The sequence below is a fragment of the Streptomyces sp. NPDC049627 genome (genome assembly GCF_044465645.1).
Lineage (GTDB): Bacteria > Actinomycetota > Actinomycetes > Streptomycetales > Streptomycetaceae > Streptomyces.
Map to the genome: position 1 here is coordinate 317,542 of NZ_JBITLW010000012.1, position 26,500 is coordinate 344,041.

The window sequence follows — 26,500 nt, forward strand, 5'->3', positions numbered from 1 at the left end:
CGACGCTGCCACCGCACTGGATCCGCTGTCAATGCCCGGAAAGGAGAACGTTTCCTTTGTCGGGTCCCCTTGTTTCGCTGGAAACATCTCACTACCTTGCTTCCCTAGGTGAAGCGCTTCGACAACTCTTGCGCTGCAACGGCAGCCGACAAGGAAACAAGCCCCGAGGACATCCGTCTCCGCGAGGACTCCGCATGACTCATCTGCCCGCGCGCGTGTTGTTCGGCGCTGCCTACTACCACGAGTACCAGCCGTACGAGCGGCTGAGGACCGACCTCGATCTCATGGCGGAGGCGAAGTTCACCGTCATCCGGGTCGGCGAGTCGGTGTGGTCCACCTGGGAGCCGGAGAACGGCCGATTCGAGCTCGACTGGCTGCAACCCGTCCTCGACGGCGCCCATGAGCGCGGCATCTCGGTCGTCCTCGGCACTCCCACCTACGCGGTGCCGCCGTGGCTGGCCCGGCAGTACCCGGAGATCGCGGCCGAGGACGCCACCGGGCGCCGCGCCGCGTGGGGCGCCCGGCAGGAGGTCGACATCACGCACCCGGCCTTCCGTTTCCACGCGGAGCGGGTGATCCGCGCGATCGCGGCCCGTTACGCCGCCCACCCCGCGGTGATCGGCTTCCAGGTCGACAACGAGCCGGGTCCCCGACTGCCGCACAACCACGGTGTCTTCCAGCGCTTCGTCGACGACCTGCGGCAGCGGTACGGCGACGTCGAGACCCTCAACCGCGAGTGGGGGCTGGTGTACTGGTCGCACCGGCTGTCCACCTGGGCCGACCTGTGGAAGCCGGAGGGCAACGCGCAGCCGCAGTACGACCTGGCCTGGCAGGCGTTCCAGGCGCGCCAGACCACCGAGTTCATCGCGTGGCAGGCCGGCATCGTGCGCGAGTACGCGAGGCCCGGCCAGTTCGTCACCACCTGCCTCGCCTACGGCTCTCCCGGCCTGGAGGACGACGAGCTCACCGACAGCCTGGACGTCACCGCGGGCAACCCGTACTACGACATGCAGGACAGCCTCACGATGCCCGAGCCGCCGCGCGAGAAGCTGCCGCAGCAGTGGATGGCGTACGGGGCGTGGGCCCTGCACCAGAGCGCGGACCGGATCTACTCCTCCCGCCAGGAGCCGTTCCTGATCACGGAAACCAACGCCCAGGCCATCGGCGGCACTTCGGACAACCGACCCCCTTTCGACGGCCAGTGGCGGCAGGCCGCGTGGGCGCTGGTCGCGCGCGGGGCCCGCATGATCGAGTACTGGCACTGGCACACCCTGCACTTCGGCGCCGAGACGTACTGGGGCGGAATCCTCCCGCACAGCGGACGACCGGGGCGCGCCTACGGTGAACTCGCCCGGCTGGGCGCCGAGTTCGAGCGAGCCGGTGACCTGGTCGCCGGGATCACACCGGACGCCGACATCGCGATGGTGTACTCGGCGCCCAGCAAGTGGCTGATGCGCAGGCACCCGCCGCTCGCCGGTCCCGACGGCGGTCCGGACGCGGGTGCGTACGAGGGCATCTTCGACCCGTTCTACCGGGGTGCGTTCGAGGCGGGGCGCCAGGTACGGATCCTGCATGCCCGCCAGTTGCACGATCCGCGCGGCGAACGCCCGGGACTGTCACCGGAGTCGGCGGCCGAGCTGCACCCCGTCCTCATCGCCCCCGCGCTGTACGTGGCGGCCGACGCGATGCTCGACTGGCTCGGCGCCTACGCCCAGGCGGGCGGCCACCTCGTCCTCGGCCCCCGCACAGGTTACGGCGACCACGAGGCGCGGGCGCGCCACGAGGTGACACCGGCGCGGCTGGTTCAGGCCGCGGGCGTCCGGCACGACGAGTTCAGCAACCTCCACGCCGACCTGCCGCTGCGCAGCACGCCGGACAGCCCCCTCCACCTGCCGGACGGCGCGGTGGCGACCCGCTGGGTGGAGGGCCTGGCCGTCGACGACGCCGACGTCCTGGCCGCGTACGACCACCCGCACTTCGGGCGCTGGCCCGCCGTCACCACCCACCGCCACGGCGCGGGCCGCGTCACCTGTGTCGGCACCGTGCCCGGCCGCGACCTGGCCCGCGCGCTCGCCGTCTGGCTCGCACCCTCTCCGCGCAGCGGCTGGCAGGGCCTGCCGGACTCGGTGACCGTCGCCACCGGTGACGCTCCCGACGGCCGGCGCGTCCACGTCGTCCACAACTGGAGCTGGCAGCCGGCCACCGCCCAGGCCCCGGTGGACCTGACCGACGCCCTGGACGGCAGCGCGGTCCCGGCGGGTGCGCCCGTGCGGCTCGGCGCCTGGGACGTCCGCGTGCTCTCCACCACACCGGGGTCTGCCGCGGAAGACCGGTGACATCGGCCCGGTCAGCAGCGTGCCCTGTTCACGTCAGCGTGTCCTGATACCTGATCTCACCTCGACGCAGCGCGCCCGCTCCTGCCGCCTCCGCCGCCTCCGCACTGACGCGGATCAGCGCGGCCACCGCCCGTGATGTCGTCCGCTCCGGCCAGGCGACGACGACCGTGGTGGGCGGTGCGTCGAGCAGCGGCACGCACGCCACGTCGGGCCACGCGTGCCGGCGCACCGACTCGGGCAGGACCGCGACCAGTTGGCCCAGTGCGACCAGCTGCATCACCTGCGAGATGTCACGCACCTCGGGCGGACGGCCATCGGTGGCGTCCAGATCGTCACCAGGCCATCGGGGCTGCTGTTCGCCGGCCAGGTCGGCGAGCGTCAAGGCGGCGCGGCCGGCGAGACGGTGGGCCCGGGGGAGCATGGCCATCTGGCCCTGGGTCAGCAGTGGTTCGGTGTCGAAGCCCGCGAGGTCGTCGTAAGGCGCGGTCAGGAACGCGACGTCGGCCCTGCCGTCGCGCAGCATCGGAGCCTGCTCCCCGATGCCGCAGACGATCACCTCGATGTCGACGGCGTCCGGATCGCGGCGGTAGCACTGCAGGATCGACTCCAGCAGTCCCGCATCCCCGTGGGGCTTCATCGCCAGCGTGAGCTTCGGATCGGTCCGTCCCGCCCGTTGCGCGCGCCGGACCGACGCCGTGACCGCGTCCAGTGCCTTGCGGCTTTCGGTCAGGAAGACCTGGCCGGCGCCGGTGAGGTTCACCGATCGGCTGGTGCGTTCCAGCAGTTGCACGCCCATGCGTCGCTCCAGCCGGGCGATGGCGCGGGACAGCGGCGGCTGTGCCATGCCCAGGCGCTGTGCGGCGCGGCCGAAGTGCAGTTCCTCGGCGACGGCGACGAAGTAGGCGAGCTCACGCGTCTCCGGCACATCCATACCCGCAGGGTATCGTTCGAGACGCTACAGGTGTTGGCCTGCGCGCTCGGTGCGGTGGTGTGCTGGACCCATGAACGAAACCATGATCACCTTGGTGACCGGCGCGAACAAGGGCATCGGCCGCCAGATCGCCGCCCAGCTCGGAGCCCTGGGCCACAGCGTCGTCGTCGGCGCCCGCAATACCGAACTCGGCCAGCAGGCCGCCACCGAGCTGCGGGAGAGCGGCGCTGACGCGACTTCGGTCATGCTCGACGTGACAGACCCGGACTCGGCCGCCGCAGCCGCCGCCGAGATCGAATCCCGCTACGGCAGACTCGACGCCCTGGTCAACAACGCCGGTATCAGCGTCCCTCCGGGCAGCGACTTGGGCGACCAGCGCCCGAGCACGGCGAACATGGACGTCCTGCGCGCCGTCTTCGAGACCAACTACTTCGGGGTGATCGCCGTCACCAATGCGATGCTGCCGCTGCTGCGCCGATCAGCCTCGCCGCGGATCGTCAACGTGTCCAGTTCGGTGGGCTCGCTCAACATCAACGCAGACCTGAAAGGCACCGACGGACCGCCGCTGATGCCGGTCTCCGCCGGGTACGCCACGTCGAAGACGGCGCTGACGGCGCTCACCCTGCAATACGCCTGGGACCTGCTGGCCGAGGACATCAAGGTCAACGCCGTCTGCCCCGGCTACGTCGCCACCGACCTGAACGGCCACCGCGGCCACCGCACGCCGGCCGAAGGCGCGGTGGCCGCCGTCCGGATGGCCACCATCGGCGCCGACGGACCGACCGGCACCTTCACCGACGACGAGGGCCCGGCGCCCTGGTGATCACCCCAGCCGGAACCCTCAGGCCGGCCTGCCCCGAGCACCGTCGGTCCCCGACTCGTAAGAAACTCACGCGTATCCGCACTCGCCTTCGAGGGATGTCACCTTGAACTTCGGGAACACCCTGTCGAGGGTTCCCCCAGGACCGTCCGCGGTGACCGAGTATGCCGGCGACTCCATGAGCTGATCGGCTGTCCGCCTCCACGTTTGCCCTGAGGCGTCAGTGAACAGCAGGAGGTCCGCAAACCACCCGTCGTCTGCAAGGGAGTACTGGCGGCTTCCGCTCCGGGTAGTCGTGATGTCCGCTGCCTGGAGCACTAGTTCGGAGCACGGCGGCAGCGTCAGCCCCTGAATGACGTAGACCGGGAGTTCGTGCGTATGCGCCTGTGGGCGCTTCCCCACGACGACCGCGCTTGCACCGGTAGCGGCATCGGGCGACCGGTTCGCAATGTGGAGCGCACCGCCGTCCCGGCCGTAAGGGTCCGCCCACATGGTTATCCGGGACGCCTGCTCGCGGCTTTCCCGCTCCCGGTCCTCCTTCACCTGGTCGAGCTGCTGCCGGGAGACGACGGCGCCGTAGTAGGTGGCCACACCCGTGAAGACGAGGCCGCCGATGGCAGCCACCGCCCCAACGCCCGTCCCGATCGTGGTCCACGGCAACCGCCGCAGACGCCGCACTCGCCCACGAGCGAGCCCCATTCGTGGGCGGACACGTCGGGACGACGGCCTGCGCTGCGCCAGGTGTACGCGCGCTCGGCGTCGCTGGTTATCGGTCATGGGCCTCCCCGTCGCCATCCGGAAGGGAGACGTGGCTGAGCTTCTTCCGGTTTCTGCCTACGTTCCGGTCCTCCGCCCATGGGCGGCTGACGCACTGCTCGCCGAGCTGGGCCGGCTGGCCTGCCCCGGCTGCGGGGCCTGCGGCAGCGGCGGGTGCACAGGGGCGCCCTGGTTCGCCACGGGGATCAGGCCGTAGATCAGCACGCACGAGGAGTCTATCCGGCCCGGCGAGTCCGGGTCGGCGGGCTGCCACGTCGCCCACTCCCGCTCCAGGTCGGTGAACAGGCCGCGGAAGCGCATCCTTCGACCACGCCGGGCGCGTGCCGATCCCCGGTTGCCCATAGTGCAGTGAATCTCGCCGAGAGACTCGGCAGGAGTTCCCCAGCCCTCAAGGAGGGCTCCGCACCTCCCTGTCGAGCGCCTGGCAGGCCGACCGCACTCACGGCCGCCGGACCAGGCGCTCTCCCATGCCGGTACGTTGGGCCGCGCACACCCGGTACGTGCGGCCGGACACATCAGGACGAATACAGCGGGGGGTTCCATGATCCGGTCGCTCCTACGACGTCGCCGGGCGGCCTCGGGCCTCCCGGTCCCGGACGCGTGCAGCCCCGGCCGGCACGCCCTCGCCACCCGGCACCTGCTGTTCTACACCCCGGTGACCAAGCTGGACGCGTTGGCGGCCATCGCCGCGGGCGCGGACCCAGATGCCCAGCGGTGGCAGGGGAACCAGGCCGACAAGGTCGTACCGGACGCCGACACCAGACGGACCCTGCTGCGCATCGGCCCCACCGGCGCCACCCCCCGCTGGTTCATCCGGTCCAACCCCGAGCTGGCCGAGCCCTTCGAACCCAGCCCCGAGATGCCCGGGTTCCTGGTCTGTGTACGCCGCGACACCGGGCGCTACGCCGGCTACCTCGAACTCGACCACGACAGGGGTGAGATCGGCGGCACTCTCGCCCCCGACCATCGAGGCCAGGGCCTCGGCGCTGAACTGTTCCTGGCGGGCGTGGAGTTCGCCCATGGCCACGCCGGTCTGCCGACGGTACGGGCGGGCACGGCGACGGAGAACCTCGCGTGCCGCCGCGCCCTGGAACGCGCCGGCTTCGTCCCGGCCCCCGGCCCGGCCCGCCACACCCTGCCGGACGGCCGTGAGCTGGACAGCGTCTGGTACCGGCACGAGGGCGCCGCGTCGGCGTGCGCGAGGCCTTGAGGCAGGAGTGGGGCGGCGGAGGAGCGAGTCCGCCTCGGCAAGGCCACAAGGGCGACCGCAGTACCACTACCTGGGAGTGGACTGAAGACCGGCCGGATATCAGCGGGAGTGCGCCGAACGCCGGACCACCTTCGGCCACGTCCAAGGTGCCCACGTGCGCTCACGCCGTACGCCTGTGACCTGGTTACGGCCCGGAAGACGAGGCGTTCCTCCGGGCCGACGCCGAGGTGGTCGGTAGTTGTCGCCGACCAGGAAGTTGTCCGTCGACCGGTTTCAGAACTTCCCGATGCGGATGTTGCCGGCGATGTAGCGGAAGTAGGGGTCGTTGAGGGCGCTCTGTGAGTCGAGGCCGGTTGCCTGGTAGCCGGAGGGTTGGGCCCAGGTGACGTTGCGGCCGTACCAGTCGCAGACGATCTGGGCCTGCTGCTCGATGCCGAGGTCGGCGAAAGCGGGTCCGGCGGGGCCGTATTGGTACGGGTGGCCGCCGGTCTCGTTGGACCACTGGGCGGACAGGGCGTCGAGGAGCAGGGAGACCGAGAACGCGCTGTGGTGGATCTGCCAGGCGTGCACGAGTTCGTGGATGAAGATCTCGCCGCGGGGGACGCTCGCGTTCGGCCGGCCCTGGTCGTGCGCGACCTTGCCGACGCCGAAGGAGAGCGGGTCGTCGAAGCCCTCCTCGCCCATGTTGACGAGGACCTTGCCGTGTACTCCGGGCACGGTGAAGGGCCTGGGGTAGCCGGAGCTGCCCCGCGTGCCGACGGTGTCGGTGAGCAGGATGTCCTCGCGCGGCGGCAGCGTGCCGCCGAAGACGGTCGCGTTGGCGAAGTCGTACTCCTCCTGGTGCAGTTCGCGGTAGCGGTGGCCCACCTCGGCGATGGCGCCCGCGGCGATGGCGAGCAGGGAGTTGCTGGGCCCGGCCATCCACAGGATTCCCTCCAGTGCGACGGCGCCGGGTTCGAGGGAGCCGGTGGCGATGAGGGAGCCGATCTCGACGCCGATGAACACGACCACGCCGGTGACGGACCCGGCGACCGAGCCGCCGATGAACCACTTCAGCGCGAGAGAGACAACGCCTTCCAGGGTCTGGCCGATGTGGCTGGTGTACTGCATGTTCATCGAGGCCTGGGCGGTGGCGAAGTTCGCCAGGTGGGACAGCACCAGGTCGTTGCGGGGGTGGATCTCCTCCCAGTCGTGGTCGCGGCTGCCCGAAGTGACGGTGCCGCCGACGCTGCCGTTGTGCGACAGCGCGATCAGCTGGTCGCCGGAGCGTACGTAGAAGGCGACACCGAAGTCGTAGCCGTCCGCGCCGCTGTCATGGGCGTGGCCGTACCACTGGATCTGCCCGTCGTAGCTGATGTTGACGCCGGCCCAGCCGCCGAGCGCGGCCGCACCGCCGCTCTCGATGGGCTGCTGGAACTTCAGGACGGCGACCGGGATGCGATGCCACCGCCGCCAACCGCCGGGCACCCACTGGGCGGTGTGGATCCCCGCGTCGGCGCCCACGCCGAAGACGTCCATGAAGTACACCCCGCCGATCGGGAAGGGGGCCCGGGCGACCGCGGCAAGCGGCGTGCCCTGCGGCAGTGTGCCGTCACCGATCCGGAACCAGTCCCGCCACTGGCCGTCCCACCACCGGCCCCACAGTTCGCCGTTCGTGTCGACTCCGAAGACCTCCATGTGCGAGGACTCGCGGGAGACCGCCGTGACGGGCGCGCCGCCCGGGAAGGTGTGGCCCTCCAGGTGGTACCAGTCGTGCCAGTCGCCGTCCCACCAGGCGCCCCACACCTGGCCGTCGCCGTCCACGGCCCAGATCTCCATCGCGTCGTCGTTGCGGCTGACGGCGGTGATCCGGGTGCCGGGCGGGAACGTCTTGCCGGGCAGCTCGTACCAGTTGTGCCACTCGCCGTTCCACCACGCGCCCCGCACCACGCCGTCCCCGCCGACGGCCCACACCTCCATGTGGTCCGAGTTCCGGCACAGCGCCGCGAGCGGCGCGCCCTTGGGGAACACGGCCCCGGGCAGCGCGAACCAGTCCCGCCACTCACCGTGCCACCACACACTGCGTACGACGCCGTCGTGACCGACCACGAACACGTCCATGTAGTCCGGGCTGCGGGTGAGGGTGGCGACATGGGCGCGGGCCGGCAGGACCTCCTGGCCGATCCGGAACCAGTCGTGCCACTCACCGTGCCACCAGGCGCTCCACAGGCCGCCGTCCTCACCGACCGCGAAGAGGTCCAACTGGTCGTCGTTGCGGGACTGGCCGGCGATCGGTGTGAGCGGGGGGAAGCTCTTGGTGCCGACCTGGAAGTAGTCCTCCCACCGCTGGTTGCGCCACACGCTGTAGGCCCGCCCGTCCTCGCCGACGGCGAAGAGGTCGAGCTGCGACGGGTTACGGGACACGCAGGCGATCGGCGCCTGCCGCGGGAACCGGTAGTCCCGGCCGAAGAGCGACAGAGCGCCGTACCGGGTGACACGATCGGCCTCGGCCTGTGCGGCCTCGCCCTCGACCGTCCGTCCGCCCTGCGTCAGACGCTTGGCCAGGGTGGTCATCGCCCACACCAGGTTGTTGCGCCTGCCCTCGTTCGCGGGATCGGCGGCGGCGACACGGCGGTACAGCTCGATGGCGGTCCGGGTGTGCGTGAGCATCTCGTCGAGCGGCAGATAGACCGAGGCGACGAGGTAGCGGCGGGCGAGGCCGGGGAGCAGATCGAGCGGCGACCGCTCGACGAGTGTGGCGGTGATGGTCAGGGACTCCCGGACGGTGTCCCGGGTGTGCTCCTGGCGCCCCACCCGCCACTGCCGGTGGGCCAGCCGGTCGGACAGCGCCCAGGCCAGCCAGCCGAGCGCGTCGGTGGAGTCCGGGGCGGCCGCCACGAACTCCCGGTACACGGCGACCGCCACCTCGGTCTCGGTGACGGACTCCTCGCCGGGCAGGTACTCGGCGGCCTCGGCGATCCGTTTGGCGAGCCCCTGTCGGTCGGCCCGCCCGGTGTCTGCCAGCAGAACCCGGGTGAGCGCGATGCCCTCCCGGGCGGCCTCGGCCGCCTCACCGTCCCGCGCGGCGGCCTTCAGCCGAGGAGCGAGCCCGTCGCACAACGCCGACCCCAGCGCGTTCTGCCGCTCGGGATCGTCCGGCTTCTCGGCCAGTCGCGCCCGGGCCTCGGCGACCCGCTGCTGCCACACCACCACGTCGTCAGCCATGCCTGTTCCCCGTTCATGTATTGCAGCCGATGTGTGTTCGGTTCGCGGATCAATGGGGCGCCCACCAGCTGGTCCGGCTGGTGACACATGCGCCGTCGCGCACCGCTGATCAGAGTAGGAATCAGGTGATCGAACCGGATATCCCTAGAATTGGTGATTGCGCTTGTGCGGTCGGCCCGTGTGATGACGGGCCGCGGCTAGGTGTTCAGGGCCGTGAGCAGCTCCGCCCGGCCATTGACGCCGAGCTTGCGGTAGACGGCCTTGAGGTGACCGTTGACGGTGTGGACCGACATGTCGAGGCCGCGGGCGATCTGCTTGGCCGCCGCCCCGTCCAGCAGGTGCTCGATCACCTGTCGCTCGCGGGCGGTGACGCCGTACCAGGAGCCGAGGGAGACCAGCAACTCGCGTGCCGGCACGGCCCGTACCAGCACGGCCACCGCCCCGTCCTGGTCCAGAGGCTGGCCTTCCGCCGAGATCCACCGGCCGAACCGGGCCGCCGGGCAGTGCATCACCGGCGCCGGGATCCCGGGCTCACGCAGGGTCAGCCGCGTCTGGGCGGCGATGCCGGACACCAGCGCGTCCACCCAGCTTGCCGGGTGATGCTCGCGCAGCCGCTCCGCCCACCACGCGGCCATCGGCGTGGCGCCGGTGACCTTGCCGGCCGCGTCCACAACGAACACGCCTGGCGCCTGCTCCGGCGCGACCGGCTGCACCGGGCCGCTGAGTACGTACTGCCACAACGCCGCGATCAGCACGGGTGTCAGCTCCAGCAGCCGCTCGGCATCCGCTCGGTCGAAGGCTCGGCCACCGGCCGATCGCAGCAGGGCCAGCGAACCCCACACGCCGTGCGCGTCTCGCAGCAGCACCCGCAGTTCACCACCGACCCCGTGGTCGTCGAACAACCGCCGGACCGACCGATCCCGCGGGCCACGGCCTGTGCCCACCAGACCGGCCGGCATCGGCTGCCTGGCCAGATCGGTCGGCAGGCACGGATCGTCGCCGGCCAGGTAGCCCCGCATGAACTGGCACCCGAACTCCTCTTCGAAGTTGTGCCAGAAACTGAACACGGTGTGCCCGGCACCGTCCGGGTTGTTGCCCATCAACCGCAGGGCGTCGTGCGCCACGACCGGTGCGACCGCCTGAGACACGGCTTCGGCCAGCTCCAGTGAGCTCAGCGATTCCCCCGCCAACGCGGGCAACCCGCGCAGTAACCGCCCATCAACCACCATGTCGGTCAACATCGCCCGGCATCACCACTGCCGCAACCGACTTCACAGAACCTGCCCCACGCGTTCGAAGTGGCGTCAGCGGAATACCGCTCTTCGCCGGTCCTTCAGCGTGGGTCAGGCGGGCGGGGGCACGGCGTCGTCGGCACCCTCGGCGTGCGGATCCGGGCCCCCAGTTGAGCCGACAGCTCCGGAAGGTGCGCTCCGAGTCGGAGGAGTTCGCCGTCGCCGAGCGGGGAGCGCGTCAACCGGCCGGCGCGACGGCAGAGGAAGGTAGTGAGGGTCGGCGTAGGCGAGCGTGCCGACTGCGTACGCCACTGCCGGGCTCAGGTGGTGGGTTGTCGAACGGTGACGTCGACATCGGTGGCGGCCACCGCTTCGGCGGACGACCGTTGTTGACGTGCGGGTGGAGCAGACGCCGGGTCGGCGAAACCTACAGGGACGACCCGACGAGCAGTGCCAGGTCGATGAGGCGGTTGGAGTAGCCCCACTCGTTGTCGTACCAGCCGACGACCTTGACCTGCGGGCCGGACACCCGGGTGAGCCCGGCGTCGAAGACACAGGAGGCCGGGTCACCCACGATGTCGGTGCTGACCAACGGCGCGTCCACATAGGACAGCAGGCCCTTGTACGGTCCCGATGCCGCCGCTGCGTACGCCTCCTTCACCTCGTCCACCGTGGTGCCGCGGCGGGTGGTGACCGTGAGGTCGGTGACCGAGCCGGTGGGAACGGGCACCCGCAGGGCGAAGGCGTCCAGGCGGCCGGCGAGTTCCGGCAGGACGAGGCCGATGGCCTTGGCGGCGCCGCTGGAGGTGGGCACGATGTTCAGGCCCGCGGCCCTGGCCCGGCGCAGGTCCTTGTGCGGGGCGTCCTGGAGGTTCTGGTCCTGTGTGTAGGCGTGGACCGTGGTCATCATGCCGGAGTCGATGCCGACGGCGTCGTGCAGCACCTTGGCGAGTACGGCGAGACAGTTGGTGGTGCAGGAGGCATTGGAGATGATCGTGTGGTGCTCGGGATCGTAGGCACCGTCGTTGACGCCCAGCACCACCGTGATGTCCTCGCCGCTGGCCGGAGCGGCGATGATGACCTTCTTCGCTCCGCCTTCGACGTGTGAGCGCGCCTTCGCGGCGTCGGTGAAGATGCCGGTGGACTCGATCACGATGTCCACTCCAAGGTCGCCCCAGGGCAGCGCGCCGGGGTCGCGCTCGGCGAGGACCTTGATCGTCCGGTCACCCACGCGGATCGCGCCCGGCTCGGCGGTGATCTCCTCGGGGAAGCGCCCCAGAATCGAGTCATAAGCGAGCAGGTGGGCCATCGTGGGCACGTCACCCAGGTCGTTGACGGCGACGATCTCCAGCTCCGAAGTCCGCGCGGCCGCCGCACGGAAGACGTTGCGACCGATGCGCCCGAAGCCGTTGATGCCGATTCGCACAGTCATTGGTGTGCTCCTCACCTAGCGCTCTACAAGTCCATTGACGCGCCGTTGCGCCCAGGTGCAATGCAAACCGTGCGCCTGGACGAGGCGCCGGCGAGCAATCAATCACAAGCTTATATAAATCTGCGATACACTTCCAGGGTGACATCTGCTCAGCCTGCCGACAGCAACACCGACTTGGATGTCGGTGACTTCACCAAGGCGATCGAGAACTTCAACCGCTACTACATCCGGCTTTCCGTGGTGCAGAAGCTGTCGTTCACGACGCTGTCCGTGCTGGACACACTGGCCGTCAGCGGTCCGAAACGGCTGACCGAACTCGTCAAGACCGAGCAGATCAGCCAGCCGGGGCTCACTCAGCTGGTCACCCGACTGGAGCGCGACGGTCTCGTGGAACGCCGCCCCGACCCGGCGGATGGACGCGCCGTCCTCGTCCACATCACCGACAACGGGCGAAAGATCGGCCAGGCCCGCCTCGAGGACCGGGGCCGTCACCTGCGCCCGCTGATCACCCAGCTGACGCCCGCGGAACGACAGGCGATCGCCGCGGCTCTCCCCGCCCTGACCCGCCTCGCGGAACTCGGCACCCAAGCCGACCGGTAAGGCCCCCCGAGGCACGGGCTCACCTGAACAGAGACCGAGCCCGACTTCCTACGGAGCGTAGTCAGCACCAAGTCAGCACGGGAGTCAGCACGCCTCTCATCGAGCCTCCGAGCCGCTGCTCCGCTGGGTCGCATGGTGGCCGCACGCATAGCCGCGCCCCGAACTATGTTGCCCCACCACATGTGCGCCTGACCTGCACGTTTCTACGGTGTGCCAACACGTACCCGTCCCCACCGCACACGAGGAAGTGGCGCACATGGCCTCCGCAGCAACCGCTCCCCCACCACCCGCGAACCTCCGTCGCATCGTCGCCGCCAGCCTCATCGGCACCACCATCGAGTGGTACGACTTCTTCCTCTACGGCTCCGCCGCCGCCCTCGTCTTCAACAAGCTGTTCTTCCCGAACACCGACCCGCTCGTCGGCACCCTCCTGTCCTTCCTGACGTACGCCGTCGGTTTCGCCGCCCGGCCGCTGGGCGCGCTGGTGTTCGGGCACTACGGTGACCGGCTCGGCCGCAAGAAGCTGCTGGTGCTGAGCCTGCTGATGATGGGCGGGGCGACCTTCGCGATCGGGCTGCTGCCGACGTACACGACGATCGGGTCCGCGGCGCCCGTGCTGCTGACCGTGCTGCGTCTGGTGCAGGGCTTCGCGCTGGGCGGCGAGTGGGGCGGGGCCGTACTGCTCGTGTCCGAGCACGGGGACGCGCGGCGGCGCGGCTTCTGGGCCTCGTGGCCGCAGACCGGCGCGCCCGCTGGGCAGCTGCTGGCGACCGGTGTGCTGTCGCTGCTGACGGCCGTGCTGTCGGACAGCGCGTTCGGCGCATGGGGCTGGCGGATCCCGTTCCTGCTCTCCGGTGTGCTGGTGATCGTCGGTTTGTGGATTCGTCTGTCTGTCGATGAATCGCCCGTCTTCCGGCAGGCGTTGGCGCAGGCCGAGGCCCGAAAGGCGGCGCGCAAGGGCGCTGCGGAGCGGCTGCCGCTGGTCTCCGTGCTGCGGCACCACTGGCGGGACGTCCTGGTGGCGATGGGTGCGCGTATGGCGGAGAACATCAGTTACTACGTCATCACCGCGTTCATCCTCGTCTACGCCACCACCTCGGTCGGCGTCTCCAAGCAGACCGCCCTCAACGCCGTGCTGATCGCCTCCGCCGTGCACTTCGCCGTCATCCCTGCCTGGGGCGCGCTGTCCGACCGCGTCGGCCGGCGTCCCGTCTACCTGCTGGGCGCGGCCGGCGTCGGACTGTGGATGTTCCCGTTCTTCTCACTGATCGACACAGGCGGCTTCGGCAACCTGATCCTCGCCGTGACCGTGGGCCTGGTGCTGCACGGTGCCATGTACGCGCCGCAGGCCGCCTTCTTCTCCGAGATGTTCGCGACCCGGATGCGCTACTCCGGTGCCTCGATCGGCGCCCAGTTCGCCTCGGTCGCGGCGGGCGCCCCCGCGCCGTTGATCGCCACGGCGCTGCTGTCCGACTACGGCAGCTCCACCCCGATCGCCCTCTACGTCATCGCCGCGGCCCTCCTCACGGTGATCGCGGTGGGCGCCGCCAAGGAGACCCGCCACCGGGATCTGGCCGACATCGAGTCGCCCGACGACGCGGAGACCGCTACGGCCCGTGCGGCGGACGCGCACACCGTCTGACCGGCCCCTGGCCGTCACGGCCGAGCCCTGTGCAACCCGCCCCCGTATGCCCCGTGCGTACGGGGGTCAGGGTTGTGCCGGTGCCGACAAGCGGTGCAGCCGCAGGGCCAGTTGGATCTCCAGCGCGCGGGCGGGGCTCTGCCAGTCGTCGCCGAGGAGTCGACCGACGCGCTCGAGGCGCTGGGCAACCGTGTTCACATGGACGTGCAGTTCGTCCTTGGTGCGGGCCGGACTCATTCCGCAGGCGAAGTACGCGTCGAGCGTGCGCAGCAGGTCGGTGCCGCGGCGTTCGTCGTACGCGACGACCTGGCCGATCGTACGGCCGACGAAGCCCGCGATGTCCCGGTCGCCTGCCAGCAGCAGTCCCAGGAACCCGAAGTCCTCGGCGGCGGCCCCGTCTCCGGAGCGGCCGAGCAGACGCAGGGCGTCGAGGCAGCGCCGGCCCTCCTCGTAGGCGGCGGCCACGGCGTCGGGGTGGGCGGCCAGGTCCTCGACCGGGGCGGAGGCGCCGACGGTGACCGCTTCGTGGACGGCCGTGCCGAGGTGCCGGGCGGTCCGGCGGGCGAGGGCGGTGGCCGTGTCGCCCGTTTCGAGGGGCAGGAGCAGCACCGTGCCGCCGTCGCGGGCGGCGGCCAGCCCGTGCCGGGTCGCGGCGAGGTGGGACGCGGCGGACCACAGGCGTCGGCGGGCGGCCGCCTCCTGGTCGGCGTCGGCAGCGGCGGCGCCGAGGCGAGCGGCGAGGACGACGTGGGTGGCGTCGAGGTCGGCGTCCAGCCGTGAGGCGCGCTCGCGCAGCAGACGCGGGTCGCGGTCGCGGGCGTCGAGCAGGTCGTCCAGCAGCTCGCCCCTCACACGCTGTTCGGCCTCGGCGGCGGAGCGCCGGGCGAGGAGCAGCAGGGAGGTGACCATCGCGGCCCGCTCCAGCGTGCGCTGGTCGACGGGGTCGAGGCCGGGGTGGCCCCGGAGCACGAGCGCGCCGAGCAGTTCGCCGCCCGCGGCCACCGCGGCGATCCAGTCGTCGGCGTGCCGTACCGCGTGGCCTTCGGCGCGGGAGGCCTCCAGGGCCCTGGCCGGTGTGTCCGCGGCCTCCGCGAACTCGACCGTACCGTCCAGGACTTCGGAGACCGCGGCGGCCACGTCGTGCACCCCGCCGCCGCGCAGCACGAGTTCGGCGAGCCGGTCGTGCACGTCCGAGGCCCGCTCGATGACTCCGCTGCGGTCCCGGATGATCTCGTTGGCGCGCTCCAGGTCGGCGAGTGCCGAACGGGTCTCGGTGAGCAGGTTGGCGGTGTCGATGGCGGCCGCGGCCAGAGCGGCGAAGGAGCCGAGCAGCGCGATCTGCTCCCGCTCGAAGACCCGGGCACGCCGGTCCGCCGCGAAGAGGACCCCGATCACGTGGTGTCCCAGCATCAGGGGGACGCCGAGGATGGCGACCAGCCCCTCGTCGCGCACTCCGGCGTCGATGGCGAGGGTGTGCTGGAAGCGGTCGTCCTTGAAGTAGTCGTCGGTGACATAGGGGCGGGCGGTCTGCGCGACGAGGCCGCCGAGGCCCTCGCCCATGCCGAGCCGCAGCTGCTGGAACCGCGCGGCGACCGAGCCCTCGGTCACCCGCATGTAGGTGTCGCCCCTGGCCGGGTCGTTCAGGCTGAGATAGGCGACGTCCGTGCCGAGCAGCGACCGGGCGCGCTGCACGATCGCCTGCAGTACGGCGTCCAGGTCCCGAAGGCCGGCCAGGTCGTGGGCCGTCTCGAAGAGGGCCGACAGCTCGGCCTCGCGTCTGCGCCGTCCTTCCAGCTCGGAGCGCACACGCAGCGCGAGCAGCCTGGCCTGCTCCAGGGCGACGATCTGCTCGGTCGGTCTGCCCTCGGCGCGGGCGAGCAGCGCCGGCTGCTCGTAGGCGTCGGCGGACGCGCCCCGGGCCAGCAGCTCGAGGAACGGCGTCTCGGTGCTGTTCAGGGGCGCTCCGGCAGCGGTGGCGGATCGCTCGGCGGACTGCACGTGATCGCGGGACATGCCCACAGGATTGCTCATCGCACTGCCACTCCGTCAGCCCTGTGGATAACTCGGAATCCCGCCAGCCCGCACCGATCAGTGCGCGGTCCAGCCACCGTCGAGCACGAGCGACGTACCGGTCACGAAGGATGCGTGCGGGCTGCACAGATACGCGACGGCCTCCGCGACCTCCTCCGGTTCGATGAGCCGCTTGACCGCACTGTCCTGCAGCAGCACCTCGGACAGCACCCGCTCCTCCGGTATGCCGTGGGCCCGGGCCTGGTCGGCGAGCTGCTTCTCGACCAGTGGGGTGCGCACATAGGCGGGGTTCACACAGTTCGAGGTGACGCCATGGGGTGCGCCCTCCAGGGCGGCGGTCTTGGAGAGTCCTTCGAGTCCATGTTTCGCGGCCACATAGGCCGACTTGAACGCAGATGCGCGCAGCCCATGGACGGAGGACACATTGACGATCCGGCCCCAGCCCTGCCCGTACATATGGGGCAGGGCGCCACGGATGAGCCGGAAGGGCGCCTCCAGCATCACGGTGAGCACCGTGTGGAAGACGTCGGGTGGGAACTCCTCGAGGGGACGCACCAGCTGCAGCCCGGCGTTGTTGACGAGGACGTCGGTGCCGGCGGCGGCGAGTTCGGCGGCGTCCAGATCGGTGAGGTCGAGGACGTGCGGCTCGACCGCTCCCGGGAGGGTTCGCGCCTCCTCGGCGAGCGCCTCCAGGCCCGCGCCGTCCCGGTCGACCGCTCTCACCTTGGCCCCCGCGGCGGCGAGCCTCAGCACACAGGTACGGCCGATGCCACCGGCGGCGCCGGTGACGAGGGCGGTGCGGCCGCCGAGGTCGAGCGAGGAGGGCCGGGAGGAGGCGTGGGCCGGGAGAGCGCTGGGCGGGGTCATGGCTCGACCCTAGGCAGCAGCCTCGCCGGCCCACATATGGTCACGGCCCATAGTTCAGTGCGAACTCATAGGTTCGAACCACGTGGGTTCATCGGACAGGGCCTGCTTGATCCGGAACAGCTGGCGTTCGTCCATCACGGGCAGCGCGTCCACCTCGAACCAGCCCACCTGCAGGGACTCGTCGTCGTTCACCCGCGCCTCGCCGCCGACGGCCCGGCAGCGGAAGGTGATGTCCATGAACTGGCACATGTCGCCGTTGGGATAGGTGACCTCATGGCCGGACCGGACGAGGACGACCCGTTCGGCGACACAGCGGACGCCCGTCTCCTCGTACACCTCCCGCACGGCGCAGGCCGCCGGCTGCTCCCCCGGGTCCGGGATGCCGTTGATGACGGTCCACTTGCGGTTGTCCGCACGCTGCCCCAGCAGGACCCGCCCCTCGTCGTCGAAGACGACGGCGCTGACCCCGGGAAGCCACAGGAGCTGGTGGCCGGCGGAGGCCCGGATCGTACGGATGAAGTCAGGAGTAGCCATGGCCCCGACCCTAACGGGCGCATGGCGGCGCCCCCGGCGGAATTCCGGGGGCGTGCGACCGGTGACGGCTACACCTCAGCGGCGCGCCGCCCGCGCATCCCCGCCCCGATGGCCCAGCCCAGACCGCTCGCGGCGACCAGCACCAGGGCGATCTCCGGCAGGATGCCGAGCCGCGTGGCGGGGGTCTCGCTGGAACGCAGCGGCACCTTCTGGACCAGCGAGTCGGCGACGAACATGCCGGTCTTCTGCGTGATCCTGCCGTCCGGCATGATGATCGCGCTCACGCCGCTGGTCACCGGCACGGTGACGGTCCTGCTGTGCTCCACGGCACGGATGCGGGACATGGCGAGCTGCTGGTAGGTCATCTCGCTGCGGTCGAAGGTGGCGTTGTTGCTCGGTACGGAGATCATCTGCGCACCGTCGGTGACCTCGGAGCGCACCGTCCAGTCGAAGGCCGCCTCATAACAGGTGACAAGGCCGACCTTGGCGCCGTCCATGGTGAACACGCCCGGCTCGGTACCCCGGCTGAAGTCCTGGCGGACCATCGAGGTCCAGTTCTCGTTGATCGCCCCGACGAGCGAGCGCAGCGGAAGATACTCGCCGAAGGGCTGGATCTGCCGCTTGTCGTAGGCGTCGACCGGCCCCTTGGCGGGGTCCCACAGGATCTGCTCGTTGAACAGCTTGCCGTCGCGCGCGACGACACCACCGACGGAGATGGGCACGCCGATCGCCTTGGCGGCCCCGTCGATGACGGCACGGGCGTCGGCGTTGGCGAAGGGGTCGATGTCGGAGGAGTTCTCGGGCCACAGCACGAAGTCGGGCTGTGCCACCTTGCCCGCCTTGACCTGGGCGGCCAGGCGCTCGGTTTCACGCGCGTGGTAGTCCAGCACGGCGCGCCGCTGGGCGTTGAAGTCCAGCCCCGCGCGCGGAACGTTGCCCTGGATGACGGCGACGGTGGCGGTGCCGTTCTCGGCCTTGTCGCTGACCAGCGGCCGGGCGGCCACGGCGGCCACGACCGGCACGGCCACGCTCAGCAGGGCCACGGTCGCGGCGGACCGCTGGACGGCCCGGGTGCGGCGCCCCTCCACGGCCAGGCGTACGACCTCGTACAGGCCGAAGCCGCACAGGACGACCGCGAAGCCCAGCACCGGCGTGCCGCCCACCGCGGCCAGGGGCAGGAAGACACCGTCGGCCTGACCGAAAGCGATCTTTCCCCAGGGGAAACCGTTGAAGGGCGCACGCGCGCGTGCCGCCTCTCCGGCGACCCACAGGGCCGCCGCCCACACCGGCGAGCCGGGCAGCTTCGACACGGCGGCGATTCCGGCACCGACCAGCGCGACGAAGACCGCCTCGATCGCGACGAGCGCGATCCAAGGTCCGGGCCCGACCTCCACTCCGGTCCACACCAGCAGGGGCAGCAGGAACCCGAGGCCGAAGAGGTAGCCGAGGCCGAGGCCCGCCTTCCAGCTGCGGCCGCGCAGCGCCCAGCCGAGGACGGCGAAGGCCGGCAGGGCCAGCCACCACAGGGTGCGCGGCGGGAAGCTGATGTAGAGCAGGACTCCGGAGAGCGCCGCGGCGAGGGCCGGAACCAGGCGCAGGAGCCGTGCCGTGCGCGAGGCGGGCGCGATCTGCGGCTGCAGCTGGTCCGACTCGCCGGCGGACGTTGCGGTGACGGTCACTCCGGGAGTGTACGGCGGTTGACCTCGGCACTGACAGCGCGGTCCGGTCCGCGGCGACCTCGGCGTACCGGCCGCGGCGCGACCGTACGGGCGGGCGCAGCGACACCCCGCCGGCCCCGAATTTGCGCGGATGGCCTGGCCGGCCCCTCCGCGCGCAGGTGACGCACCCCTCCCGCACAAGACGTCCACAAATCGGCCATCAGCCGTTACGGTATGCCCGAGCCTCAGTCGTAGTGGCCGGTCAGGTCCGGGCGCGAGGTCCGTCACAAGGTCGGGGGACCGGGTTCGGGGGGCGGGGTGGGTGTCACGGGGATGGCGTCTGCGGTGGGTGCGGATGAGACCGGCGACAGACGAAACGTTTCTGATGCTGCGGGTGTGGTGGTGCTGGGATCCTGCGCCGCCTGGTCGCTGATCTCGGCCGCCGTGCACGCCGGCCGCCCCGAGGGTGTGCTGCTCGCGATCCTCGCCGTGGCCGCCGGCTATGCCGCAGGGCGGATCGGCGGGGCGCTCCTGCCGGTCGCCGCCCCCTGCGCCGGAGCACTCGGCGGAGTGAGCCTGACGCTGACCGTCCCGCACCTGGCCCCCGGGCCGCAGATCGTCACCCCGCTGGGCCATGCCGGGGCCACCGCCGCCGTGCTGACCCTCTCCGCGGGCGCCGCGTGCTGCGCCGCCTGGGCCGCCTCGGCACCCGCCCTGCGACTGGCCCTGCGTGCGCTGGCCGCCGGTATCGCGGGGACAGCGGCCGCCCTCGGCTCGACGACGGGCTTCGTCACCTGCACCGCCGTCGTGCTGTGCTCGCTCGCCGCCGGCCACCTCCGCCGTCGCGGCGTGGGCATCGCCGCCCTGGCCCTGACCGCCACCGCGGTCACCGGCCTGATCTGGGCGGCCGCCGGGAACGTACTGCCCGACGGTGTCGCGTCCTGGCTCGAAGGCCGGCTGACCGAGCACCGCATCGAGCTGTGGCAGGACGCCCTGCACCTGGCGCACGACGACCTGGCCCTGGGCGTGGGACCGGAACGGTTCGGCGAACTCAGCACCACGGCGACCGGGACGCTGCTGTCCGACGGCAAGCCGCATTCGGCGCCCCTGCAGCAGGCGGCGGAACAGGGAGTCACGGGGGTGATCCTGCTGGCGGCGGCGTTCTGCTGGATCCTGTTCGCACTGTGGCGCACCGCCCGCCCCACTCCCGTCGCGCTGACCGCGGGTGCTGCCCTGACCGCGGTGGCGGCGATCGCGGCGGTCGGCAACGCGCTCAGCTTCACCTCGGTGTCGGTGGGCGCGGGCCTTCTGGCGGGTCTGGCCACGGCACGCCCGCTGGCCGGTGGATCAGCGGAGCGCGAGATCGACGTACGCGCGCGTGGCGAGCGGAAGGTCCCATGATCCGACGCGCGGCGTACGGGTTTCGAACCCACCCATGATTCCGAAAGCCCTCCCCCGCGTCGACCGGCCGGACCGGCATCGCCCTGGATCCGCCGGGCCGGGCGATGCCGGTCAGCGCGCCGTGCCGGGCGCCCGTGTCCGCAGCCGGTCCCTGATGACCCCTACGGCCGCCTCCGCGTCGTCCACGGTGATCGTGAACGTATGACCGTCCCACATCCGCAGGATGAGGCCCTCGCCGCGCCGTACGACGACCGCAGTGCCCTTCTCGGGCCGCCACCGGTAGCCCCAGCCGCCCCAGTGACGCGGAGTGACGTGCGGGACGAAGTCGGCGCCCACGACCTCGGACAGGGGAATGCGCCGGCGCGGAACACCGATGTGGCCGCAGCGCACCTCGAGGCACTCCTGGTCGACCTTCAGGGCGACGTGCACGAACGCCAGCGTGCCGAACAGGACCAGCAGCCCGGCGGCGATGCAGCCGACGACGGCCATGACGAGCGGGGCGACGCCGTCCGTCCACGGTGAGTCGACGGCCAGCTCGACCCCGAGCGCCATGCAGGCGGCACCGGCGAGTGCCAGCAGCCACTGGACCCGGTTGGTCGCCCGCCCGGTCCAGACATCGGGGTGCGACTTCCTGCCGTGGGGGTGGTCCCTCATGCCTATGAGGTTACTCAGGTTTCGCTGCGCTGGTACTGCGCTGCGGAGGGTGACTGCGCCGACCGGACCGGGTCCTCGCGAAAGCCTCTGTCGGTGACCGGCGGTCACCGTGCGGGGCTGACCTCCTGCAGGAGACGGCCTTCGTCGTAGGCGAGGGCGGGCTCGGGGAGCGGGCCCTCGCGTCCGCTGAGCAGCACGGTCAGGGTGCCGCTCGCCTCGGCCTCGGGGGCGGGCTGCTCGCCGAGCCGGCGCAGCGCCTGTGCGGCGACGGCTCCGGCGGAGCCGTGCAGAACGAGGGGCGGGAAGCCGGGGCGCTGGACGGCGGTGCGGATGCGCTCGGCGACGAGCTCGTAGTGCGTGCAGCCCAGGACGACGGTCGTGACGTCCTTGGGGGTCAGCGCCGCGGCCGCGGCGACGGCGGCCTCGATCGCCGCCTCGTCCGCGTGCTCGACCGCTTCGGCCAGCCCGAAACACGGCACTTCGGTGACCGACACACCGTCGGCGAAGTCCTTTATGAGGCCCCTCTGGTAGGGACTGCCGGTGGTGGCGGGCGTGGCCCAGATCGCGAAGGGGCCGCCGCCGGCCGCGGCCGGCTTGATCGCCGGTACCGTGCCGATGACCGGAATGCCGGGCTCGAGATGGGCGCGCAGAGTGGGCAGGGCGTGCACGCTCGCGGTGTTGCAGCCGACGATCAGCGCGTCGGGGCGGTGCGCGGCGGCGGCCTGCGCCACGGCCAGTGCGCGCTGTGTGAGGTCCTCGGGAGTCCTCGGGCCCCAGGGCATGCCGTCCGGGTCGAGGGAGAGCACGAGATCTGCGTCGGGCCGCAGTCGCCGTACCGTGGCGGTGGCCGCGAGCAAGCCGATTCCGGAGTCCATCAGCGCGATCTTCACCCGGCCACGATAGACGATGGCCCCTTACGGGCCGGTCGGGTGGGGCAGACTGCGCGCGTGAGCGCCTTCGCGTGGACCGCTGCCGGATCACTCGCCGCCTGGCTGTGGCTGCTGCTCTGCCAGGGCTTCTTCTGGCGCACCGACGTCAGACTTCCGCAGCGCCTCGAACCGGACGCGTGGCCGTCCGTCTGCGTCGTCGTACCGGCACGCGACGAGGCCGCGGTGCTCGGCTCGAGCCTGCCGTCCCTGCTCGCCCAGGACTACCCGGGGCACGCGGAGGTCTTCCTGGTCGACGACGGCAGTTCGGACGGCACCGGAGACCTGGCGCGCGAGCTCGCACGGCGGCACGGTGGGCTCCCGCTGACCGTGGACTCCCCCGGCGAGCCGCCCGCGGGCTGGACCGGCAAGCTCTGGGCGGTGCGGCACGGCATCGGCCTGGCACGCGTGCGTGCCCCCGAGTATCTGTTGCTGACGGACGCCGACATCGCGCATGCGCCCGACAGCCTGCGCGAGCTGGTCGCGGCGGCGCGCACGGGAGGCTTCGACGTCGTCTCGCAGATGGCCCGGCTGCGGGTGGAGAGCCTGTGGGAGCGGCTGGTCGTGCCGGCCTTCGTGTACTTCTTCTCGCAGCTGTATCCGTTCCGCCGGATCGGCAGGAGGGGGGCACGGACGGCGGCCGCGGCGGGCGGCTGCGTCCTGATGCGCGCCGAGGCCGCCGAGCGGGCACGGATCCCGGACGCCATCCGGCACGCCGTCATCGACGACGTGGCGCTCGCGCGGGCCGTCAAGGCCGGCGGCGGCCACATCTGGCTGGGCCTGGCCGAGCGAGTGGACAGCGTGCGCCCGTATCCGCGGCTGCGCGACCTGTGGCGGATGGTCTCGCGCAGCGCGTACGCACAGTTGCGGCACAACCCGCTGGTGCTGGCCGGGACGGTCGCCGGGCTCGCGCTGGTGTATCTCACGCCGCCCGTGGCCGTGGTCGCGGGCGCGGTCGTCGGGGATACGGCGACGGCGGCCTCCGGCGGTCTCGCGTGGCTGGTGATGACTGGAACCTATGTGCCGATGCTCCGCTACTACCGCCAGCCACTGTGGCTCGCTCCACTGCTGCCGTTCACCGCGTTCCTCTACCTCCTGATGACAGTCGATTCCGCGGTGCAGCACTACCGGGGGCGCGGCGCGGCCTGGAAGGGGCGCACTTATGCGCGGCCCGACGCCGTGCCCGACGAGGGCTGACTACTTGCGGCCGGGCGTCCAGTTCATGCCCCATCCGTAGGCGTAGTCGACCGTGCGCTGCGGGCTCACTCCGCGCTCGGGCACGAGGTAACGGGCCTCGCGCTGGACGATCAGGTCGCTGCCGGTGTTGGTGATCAGGGCGAGCGCGCACACGGTCGAGGGGACCGTGCACTCGTCGAGCGAGAAGTCGACCGAGGCTCCGTGCTGGGGCGTGAGGGTGACCGTGGCGTGCAGGTCGGCGAAGGAGCGTGCCCCTTCGTAGATGGTCACGAAGACCAGGATGCGCCGGAAGTCCCGCTGGTGATCGAGGTTGATGGTGAGGTTCTCGCCGCTGGCCACGGCGCCGGTGCGGTCGTCGCCGTCGAGGTGGATGTACGGCGGCTGGTGCAGGGCGCCGTAGGCGTTGCCGAGGGACTGGATGACTCCCTTCCTGCCGTCGGTGAGCTCGTACAGGGCGCACAGGTCGAGGTCGAGGTCGTTGTGCATGGCGACGGGGCGGCCCAGTTTGCTCGCCCAGCCGGAGAACTGCTTGCGCACCTGCCAGTTGAGGTTCACGCGCATGGCGCCCGAGGTGCCGCCCTGCTTCGTCAGCGAGACCGAGGGCGACGCCTTGGTCAGCGTCACCTTGCTCAGGCTGATCGGTGCCGTCGGGGGCGTGGGCGGGGGAACCGGCGGCATGGCGGGCGGCGCCACGGTAGCGGGCGCGGTCACCGACGGCGCGAGCGGCGGGGCCGCGGGTGGCGCGGCGGGGGCCGGCTGCTGGGGTTCGTCGACCGTGATGCCGTAGTCGGTGGCCAGGCCCTCCAGGCCGCTGCTGTAGCCCTGGCCGACGGCGCGGAACTTCCAGGCGCCCTGTCGGCGGTAGAACTCACCCAGGACGAAAGCGGTTTCGACGGTGGCCCCCATGCTGTCGAAACGGGCGACGACCGTGCCCTGGGCGGCGTCCTTGACCTCGATGGCGAGGTCCGGCACCTGGCCGAACGCACCGCCGTCCGCGGAGGCGGCGAGGATCACGGTCTCGATCGCGGGCTCCACGCGCGCGAGGTCGACGAGCAGGCTGTCGGTCACCCGCCCGCCGGCGTCCCGCTTGCCCTCGTGCCGGACGGCGCCGGAGGAGTGCTCGGGCTGGTTGTAGAAGACGAAGTCGCCGTCGGAGCGGACCTTCCCGCCGACCAGCAGCAGCGCCGAGGCGTCCGCGTCGGGCACGCCCGGCCCGGAGCGCCAGCCCAATTCGACCCGCAGCGCCGTCGTCGGCACCGGAGCATTCGATCCTTTCGGCATTGACATGTCCGCCCCCATCACGGGTCACCGCGCCAGGCATGTCCCGGCAGCTCATCGGGTTCTTCTACAGGACCAACCTATTCTCCGCGCCGCCGAACTCCCACGTGGAGCACAGGAACGTGGGGGCCAACCCCCGGTAACCCGCTCGGAACTCGGCATTTACACGATCCGCACGCGGATTGGCGTCCCTTTTTGCCAAGTTCGCTCGCATTGGGGATCCGGCGTCACTGCGGACACATAAAACAACCCTCTTATCGGTCTCCCCAACCAGCACATCGTGGGCTTAACGTATGCGCCATGACCTCCCCCCGCTCCACTTATGGCGGCGGCTACTACTCCGCCTCCTTCCCGGACACTCCGATCTACGACTCGCTCGTGGCCGAGCGGGGCACCCCGCAGATCGCCCCGATCCGGGTCCCCGCCGCGTACGACATGCCGGGCAGCAACCTGCCCGCGCTGCCTTCGGCACTGCCCGCCCTCCCGTCGGGACCGTCCCAGCCCTCCTACGGTTATCCGCAGGCGCAGCAGCCCGCTCCGCTGCAGCAGGCGCCCGCGGCGTACATCCCTCAGCAGGCGGCCGCGCCGCGTGGCTACCCGGGTCCGCAGGCGCAGCAGCCTCGTCCGGTGGCGCCCGGCGGCATGGGCTACGAGGCGATGCGCCCCGCGGCTCCGCGTCCCGCCCCGGCTCCCTACCAGGACCCGTACAACAACCAGCAGTACCGCGGCTACTGACCCGTCCCCCAGGGCTGTCGGTGCCACCTGGCACGATGGCCCCATGGGGTATGCGCAGTTGCAGTCGATTCACCTGCATCCGGTCAAGGCATGCCGGGGCCTCGCGCCCCGGGAGGCCGTCGTGGAGCCCTGGGGGCTGGCCGGAGACCGACGCTGGGTACTGATCGACGACGGGGGAAAGGTCGTCACGCAGCGCCAGCGAGCGCGCCTCGCGCTGGTCGCCGCCGAGCTGCTGCCCGGCGGCGGCGTCCGGCTGTCCGCGCCCGGCATGGATCCGCTGACGGTGCCCGTGCCCCGGCCGGCCGACACGGTGCCGGTGGAGATCTTCCGGGACAAGGTCGAGGCGGTGCTCGCCGAGGACGATGCCGCCCACGCCTGGTGCAGCGCCTATCTCGGCGCCGACATACGCCTCGCGCACATGGACGACCCCGCCACACGCCGCCCCGTCGACCCGGAGCACGCGCTGCCGGGCGAGACGGTCTCCTTCGCCGACGGCTACCCGCTGCTGCTCACCACCGCTGCCTCGCTCGACGCCCTCAACTCCCTGATCGCGCAGGGCGAGCACGCCGACGAGGGTCCGCTGCCCATGAACCGCTTCCGGCCCAACGTGGTCGTGTCGGGCACCGCGGCCTGGGCGGAGGACGACTGGTCGCACCTCGCCATCGGCGACGTCACCTTCCGCGTCCCGAAGAAGTGCGGGCGCTGCGTGGTGACCACGACCGACCAGGCCACCGCCGAGCGCGGCAGGGAGCCCCTGCACACCCTGGGCAGGCACCGACGCCTCGACGGCAAGCTGGTGTTCGGCCAGAACCTCGTGCCCCTGTCCCGTGGCACGATCCGAGTCGGTGACCCGGTCACCGTCCTCGACTGAGCCCGCTGTGGACCCGCGGTCGAGCCAGGCCGGGAAGCCCGGCCGGAAAAGATCCCGCCGGAGGACGGCGTAGGGGAACCGGGGCCGGGGTCCGCGCGTTGGGGTGTTCGTGAGAAGTTCATGAAAGGCCCTGGGCGCAGGTGATTTCGCTCTCTCTTCGCCGG

Annotated in this window: 22 protein-coding genes; 9 read left to right on the forward strand and 13 right to left on the reverse strand. The window is 71.4% G+C overall.

Annotated elements, in window-relative coordinates:
* Window positions 1-194 precede the first annotated feature (194 nt).
* A complete protein-coding gene (locus ACIBU0_RS31325; RefSeq protein ID WP_398825129.1) occupies window positions 195-2,336 on the forward strand; it encodes a beta-galactosidase in 2,142 nt (713 codons plus the stop codon).
* A gap of 28 nt (window positions 2,337-2,364) precedes the next feature.
* On the opposite strand, the gene ACIBU0_RS31330 is transcribed toward ACIBU0_RS31325, so the two are convergent.
* Window positions 2,365-3,267 (reverse strand): LysR family transcriptional regulator, encoded by a 903-nt coding sequence (locus ACIBU0_RS31330; RefSeq protein WP_398825131.1) that lies wholly within the window; start codon window positions 3,265-3,267, stop codon window positions 2,365-2,367.
* Window positions 3,268-3,337: 70 nt separating this feature from the next.
* Here ACIBU0_RS31330 and ACIBU0_RS31335 point away from each other — a divergent pair, with 70 nt between their 5' ends.
* A complete protein-coding gene (locus ACIBU0_RS31335) occupies window positions 3,338-4,090 on the forward strand; it encodes an SDR family oxidoreductase (protein WP_398825133.1) in 753 nt (250 codons plus the stop codon).
* Between the two features lie 66 nt (window positions 4,091-4,156).
* Here the strand turns inward: ACIBU0_RS31335 and ACIBU0_RS31340 are convergent, their stop codons facing one another.
* Both ACIBU0_RS31340 and ACIBU0_RS31345 read right to left on the reverse strand, forming a co-directional pair.
* Entirely contained in the window at window positions 4,157-4,711 is a 555-nt protein-coding gene (locus tag ACIBU0_RS31340) for a hypothetical protein (RefSeq protein WP_398825135.1), read from the reverse strand.
* A gap of 210 nt (window positions 4,712-4,921) precedes the next feature.
* Complete coding sequence (locus ACIBU0_RS31345) at window positions 4,922-5,164, reverse strand: hypothetical protein (RefSeq protein ID WP_398825137.1); 243 nt, start codon at window positions 5,162-5,164, stop codon at window positions 4,922-4,924.
* A gap of 241 nt (window positions 5,165-5,405) precedes the next feature.
* On the opposite strand from ACIBU0_RS31345, the gene ACIBU0_RS31350 reads away from it, so the two are divergent.
* Complete coding sequence (locus ACIBU0_RS31350) at window positions 5,406-6,074, forward strand: GNAT family N-acetyltransferase (RefSeq protein WP_398825139.1); 669 nt, start codon at window positions 5,406-5,408, stop codon at window positions 6,072-6,074.
* Between the two features lie 273 nt (window positions 6,075-6,347).
* Here the strand turns inward: ACIBU0_RS31350 and ACIBU0_RS31355 are convergent, their stop codons facing one another.
* The 3 genes from ACIBU0_RS31355 to gap form a co-directional block, all read right to left on the reverse strand.
* Entirely contained in the window at window positions 6,348-9,278 is a 2,931-nt protein-coding gene (locus ACIBU0_RS31355) for a hypothetical protein (protein WP_398825141.1), read from the reverse strand.
* A 197-nt stretch (window positions 9,279-9,475) separates the two neighbouring features.
* A complete protein-coding gene (locus tag ACIBU0_RS31360) occupies window positions 9,476-10,507 on the reverse strand; it encodes a helix-turn-helix transcriptional regulator (protein ID WP_398825143.1) in 1,032 nt (343 codons plus the stop codon).
* A gap of 430 nt (window positions 10,508-10,937) precedes the next feature.
* Entirely contained in the window at window positions 10,938-11,942 is a 1,005-nt protein-coding gene (gene gap / locus ACIBU0_RS31365; RefSeq protein WP_398825145.1) for a type I glyceraldehyde-3-phosphate dehydrogenase, read from the reverse strand.
* Window positions 11,943-12,080: 138 nt separating this feature from the next.
* Here gap and ACIBU0_RS31370 point away from each other — a divergent pair, with 138 nt between their 5' ends.
* A complete protein-coding gene (locus ACIBU0_RS31370; RefSeq protein ID WP_398825147.1) occupies window positions 12,081-12,542 on the forward strand; it encodes a MarR family winged helix-turn-helix transcriptional regulator in 462 nt (153 codons plus the stop codon).
* A gap of 256 nt (window positions 12,543-12,798) precedes the next feature.
* Window positions 12,799-14,184 (forward strand): MFS transporter, encoded by a 1,386-nt coding sequence (locus tag ACIBU0_RS31375; RefSeq protein ID WP_398825149.1) that lies wholly within the window; start codon window positions 12,799-12,801, stop codon window positions 14,182-14,184.
* A 66-nt stretch (window positions 14,185-14,250) separates the two neighbouring features.
* Here ACIBU0_RS31375 and ACIBU0_RS31380 read toward each other — a convergent pair whose 3' ends face one another.
* The 4 genes from ACIBU0_RS31380 to lnt all read right to left on the reverse strand — a co-directional run bounded on the left by ACIBU0_RS31380 (window position 14,251) and on the right by lnt (window position 19,295).
* Window positions 14,251-16,197 (reverse strand): helix-turn-helix domain-containing protein, encoded by a 1,947-nt coding sequence (locus tag ACIBU0_RS31380; protein ID WP_398825251.1) that lies wholly within the window; start codon window positions 16,195-16,197, stop codon window positions 14,251-14,253.
* Between the two features lie 75 nt (window positions 16,198-16,272).
* Complete coding sequence (locus tag ACIBU0_RS31385) at window positions 16,273-17,082, reverse strand: 3-hydroxybutyrate dehydrogenase (protein WP_398825151.1); 810 nt, start codon at window positions 17,080-17,082, stop codon at window positions 16,273-16,275.
* A 54-nt stretch (window positions 17,083-17,136) separates the two neighbouring features.
* Complete coding sequence (locus ACIBU0_RS31390) at window positions 17,137-17,616, reverse strand: NUDIX hydrolase (RefSeq protein WP_398825153.1); 480 nt, start codon at window positions 17,614-17,616, stop codon at window positions 17,137-17,139.
* A gap of 68 nt (window positions 17,617-17,684) precedes the next feature.
* Window positions 17,685-19,295, reverse strand: a complete 1,611-nt coding sequence (gene lnt, locus ACIBU0_RS31395) for an apolipoprotein N-acyltransferase (RefSeq protein ID WP_398825155.1) — start codon at window positions 19,293-19,295, stop codon at window positions 17,685-17,687.
* 312 nt (window positions 19,296-19,607) lie between these two features.
* Here lnt and ACIBU0_RS31400 point away from each other — a divergent pair, with 312 nt between their 5' ends.
* Entirely contained in the window at window positions 19,608-20,675 is a 1,068-nt protein-coding gene (locus ACIBU0_RS31400) for an O-antigen ligase family protein (protein ID WP_398825157.1), read from the forward strand.
* A gap of 111 nt (window positions 20,676-20,786) precedes the next feature.
* Here the strand turns inward: ACIBU0_RS31400 and ACIBU0_RS31405 are convergent, their stop codons facing one another.
* Window positions 20,787-21,329, reverse strand: coding sequence for a hypothetical protein (locus ACIBU0_RS31405; protein WP_398825159.1), 543 nt, complete (start codon window positions 21,327-21,329; stop codon window positions 20,787-20,789).
* A gap of 104 nt (window positions 21,330-21,433) precedes the next feature.
* A complete protein-coding gene (locus ACIBU0_RS31410; protein ID WP_398825161.1) occupies window positions 21,434-22,219 on the reverse strand; it encodes a glutamate racemase in 786 nt (261 codons plus the stop codon).
* A gap of 57 nt (window positions 22,220-22,276) precedes the next feature.
* On the opposite strand from ACIBU0_RS31410, the gene ACIBU0_RS31415 reads away from it, so the two are divergent.
* Entirely contained in the window at window positions 22,277-23,452 is a 1,176-nt protein-coding gene (locus ACIBU0_RS31415) for a glycosyltransferase (RefSeq protein ID WP_398825163.1), read from the forward strand.
* Here ACIBU0_RS31415 and ACIBU0_RS31420 read toward each other — a convergent pair whose 3' ends face one another.
* The gene (locus ACIBU0_RS31420; RefSeq protein ID WP_398825253.1) at window positions 23,453-24,733 is read right to left on the reverse strand and encodes a TerD family protein; all 1,281 of its coding nucleotides are present in this window, start codon (window positions 24,731-24,733) and stop codon (window positions 23,453-23,455) included. It abuts the gene before it with no gap.
* Window positions 24,734-25,030: 297 nt separating this feature from the next.
* Between ACIBU0_RS31420 and ACIBU0_RS31425 the strand changes: the two genes are divergently transcribed.
* Window positions 25,031-25,465 carry a DUF6643 family protein gene (locus ACIBU0_RS31425; RefSeq protein ID WP_398825165.1) on the forward strand — a complete coding sequence of 145 codons (435 nt, stop codon included), beginning with the start codon at window positions 25,031-25,033 and terminating at the stop codon, window positions 25,463-25,465.
* A gap of 43 nt (window positions 25,466-25,508) precedes the next feature.
* On the forward strand, window positions 25,509-26,336 hold the full coding sequence (locus ACIBU0_RS31430; RefSeq protein WP_398825167.1) for an MOSC domain-containing protein: 828 nt from the start codon (window positions 25,509-25,511) through the stop codon (window positions 26,334-26,336).
* Window positions 26,337-26,500: the final 164 nt, after the last annotated feature.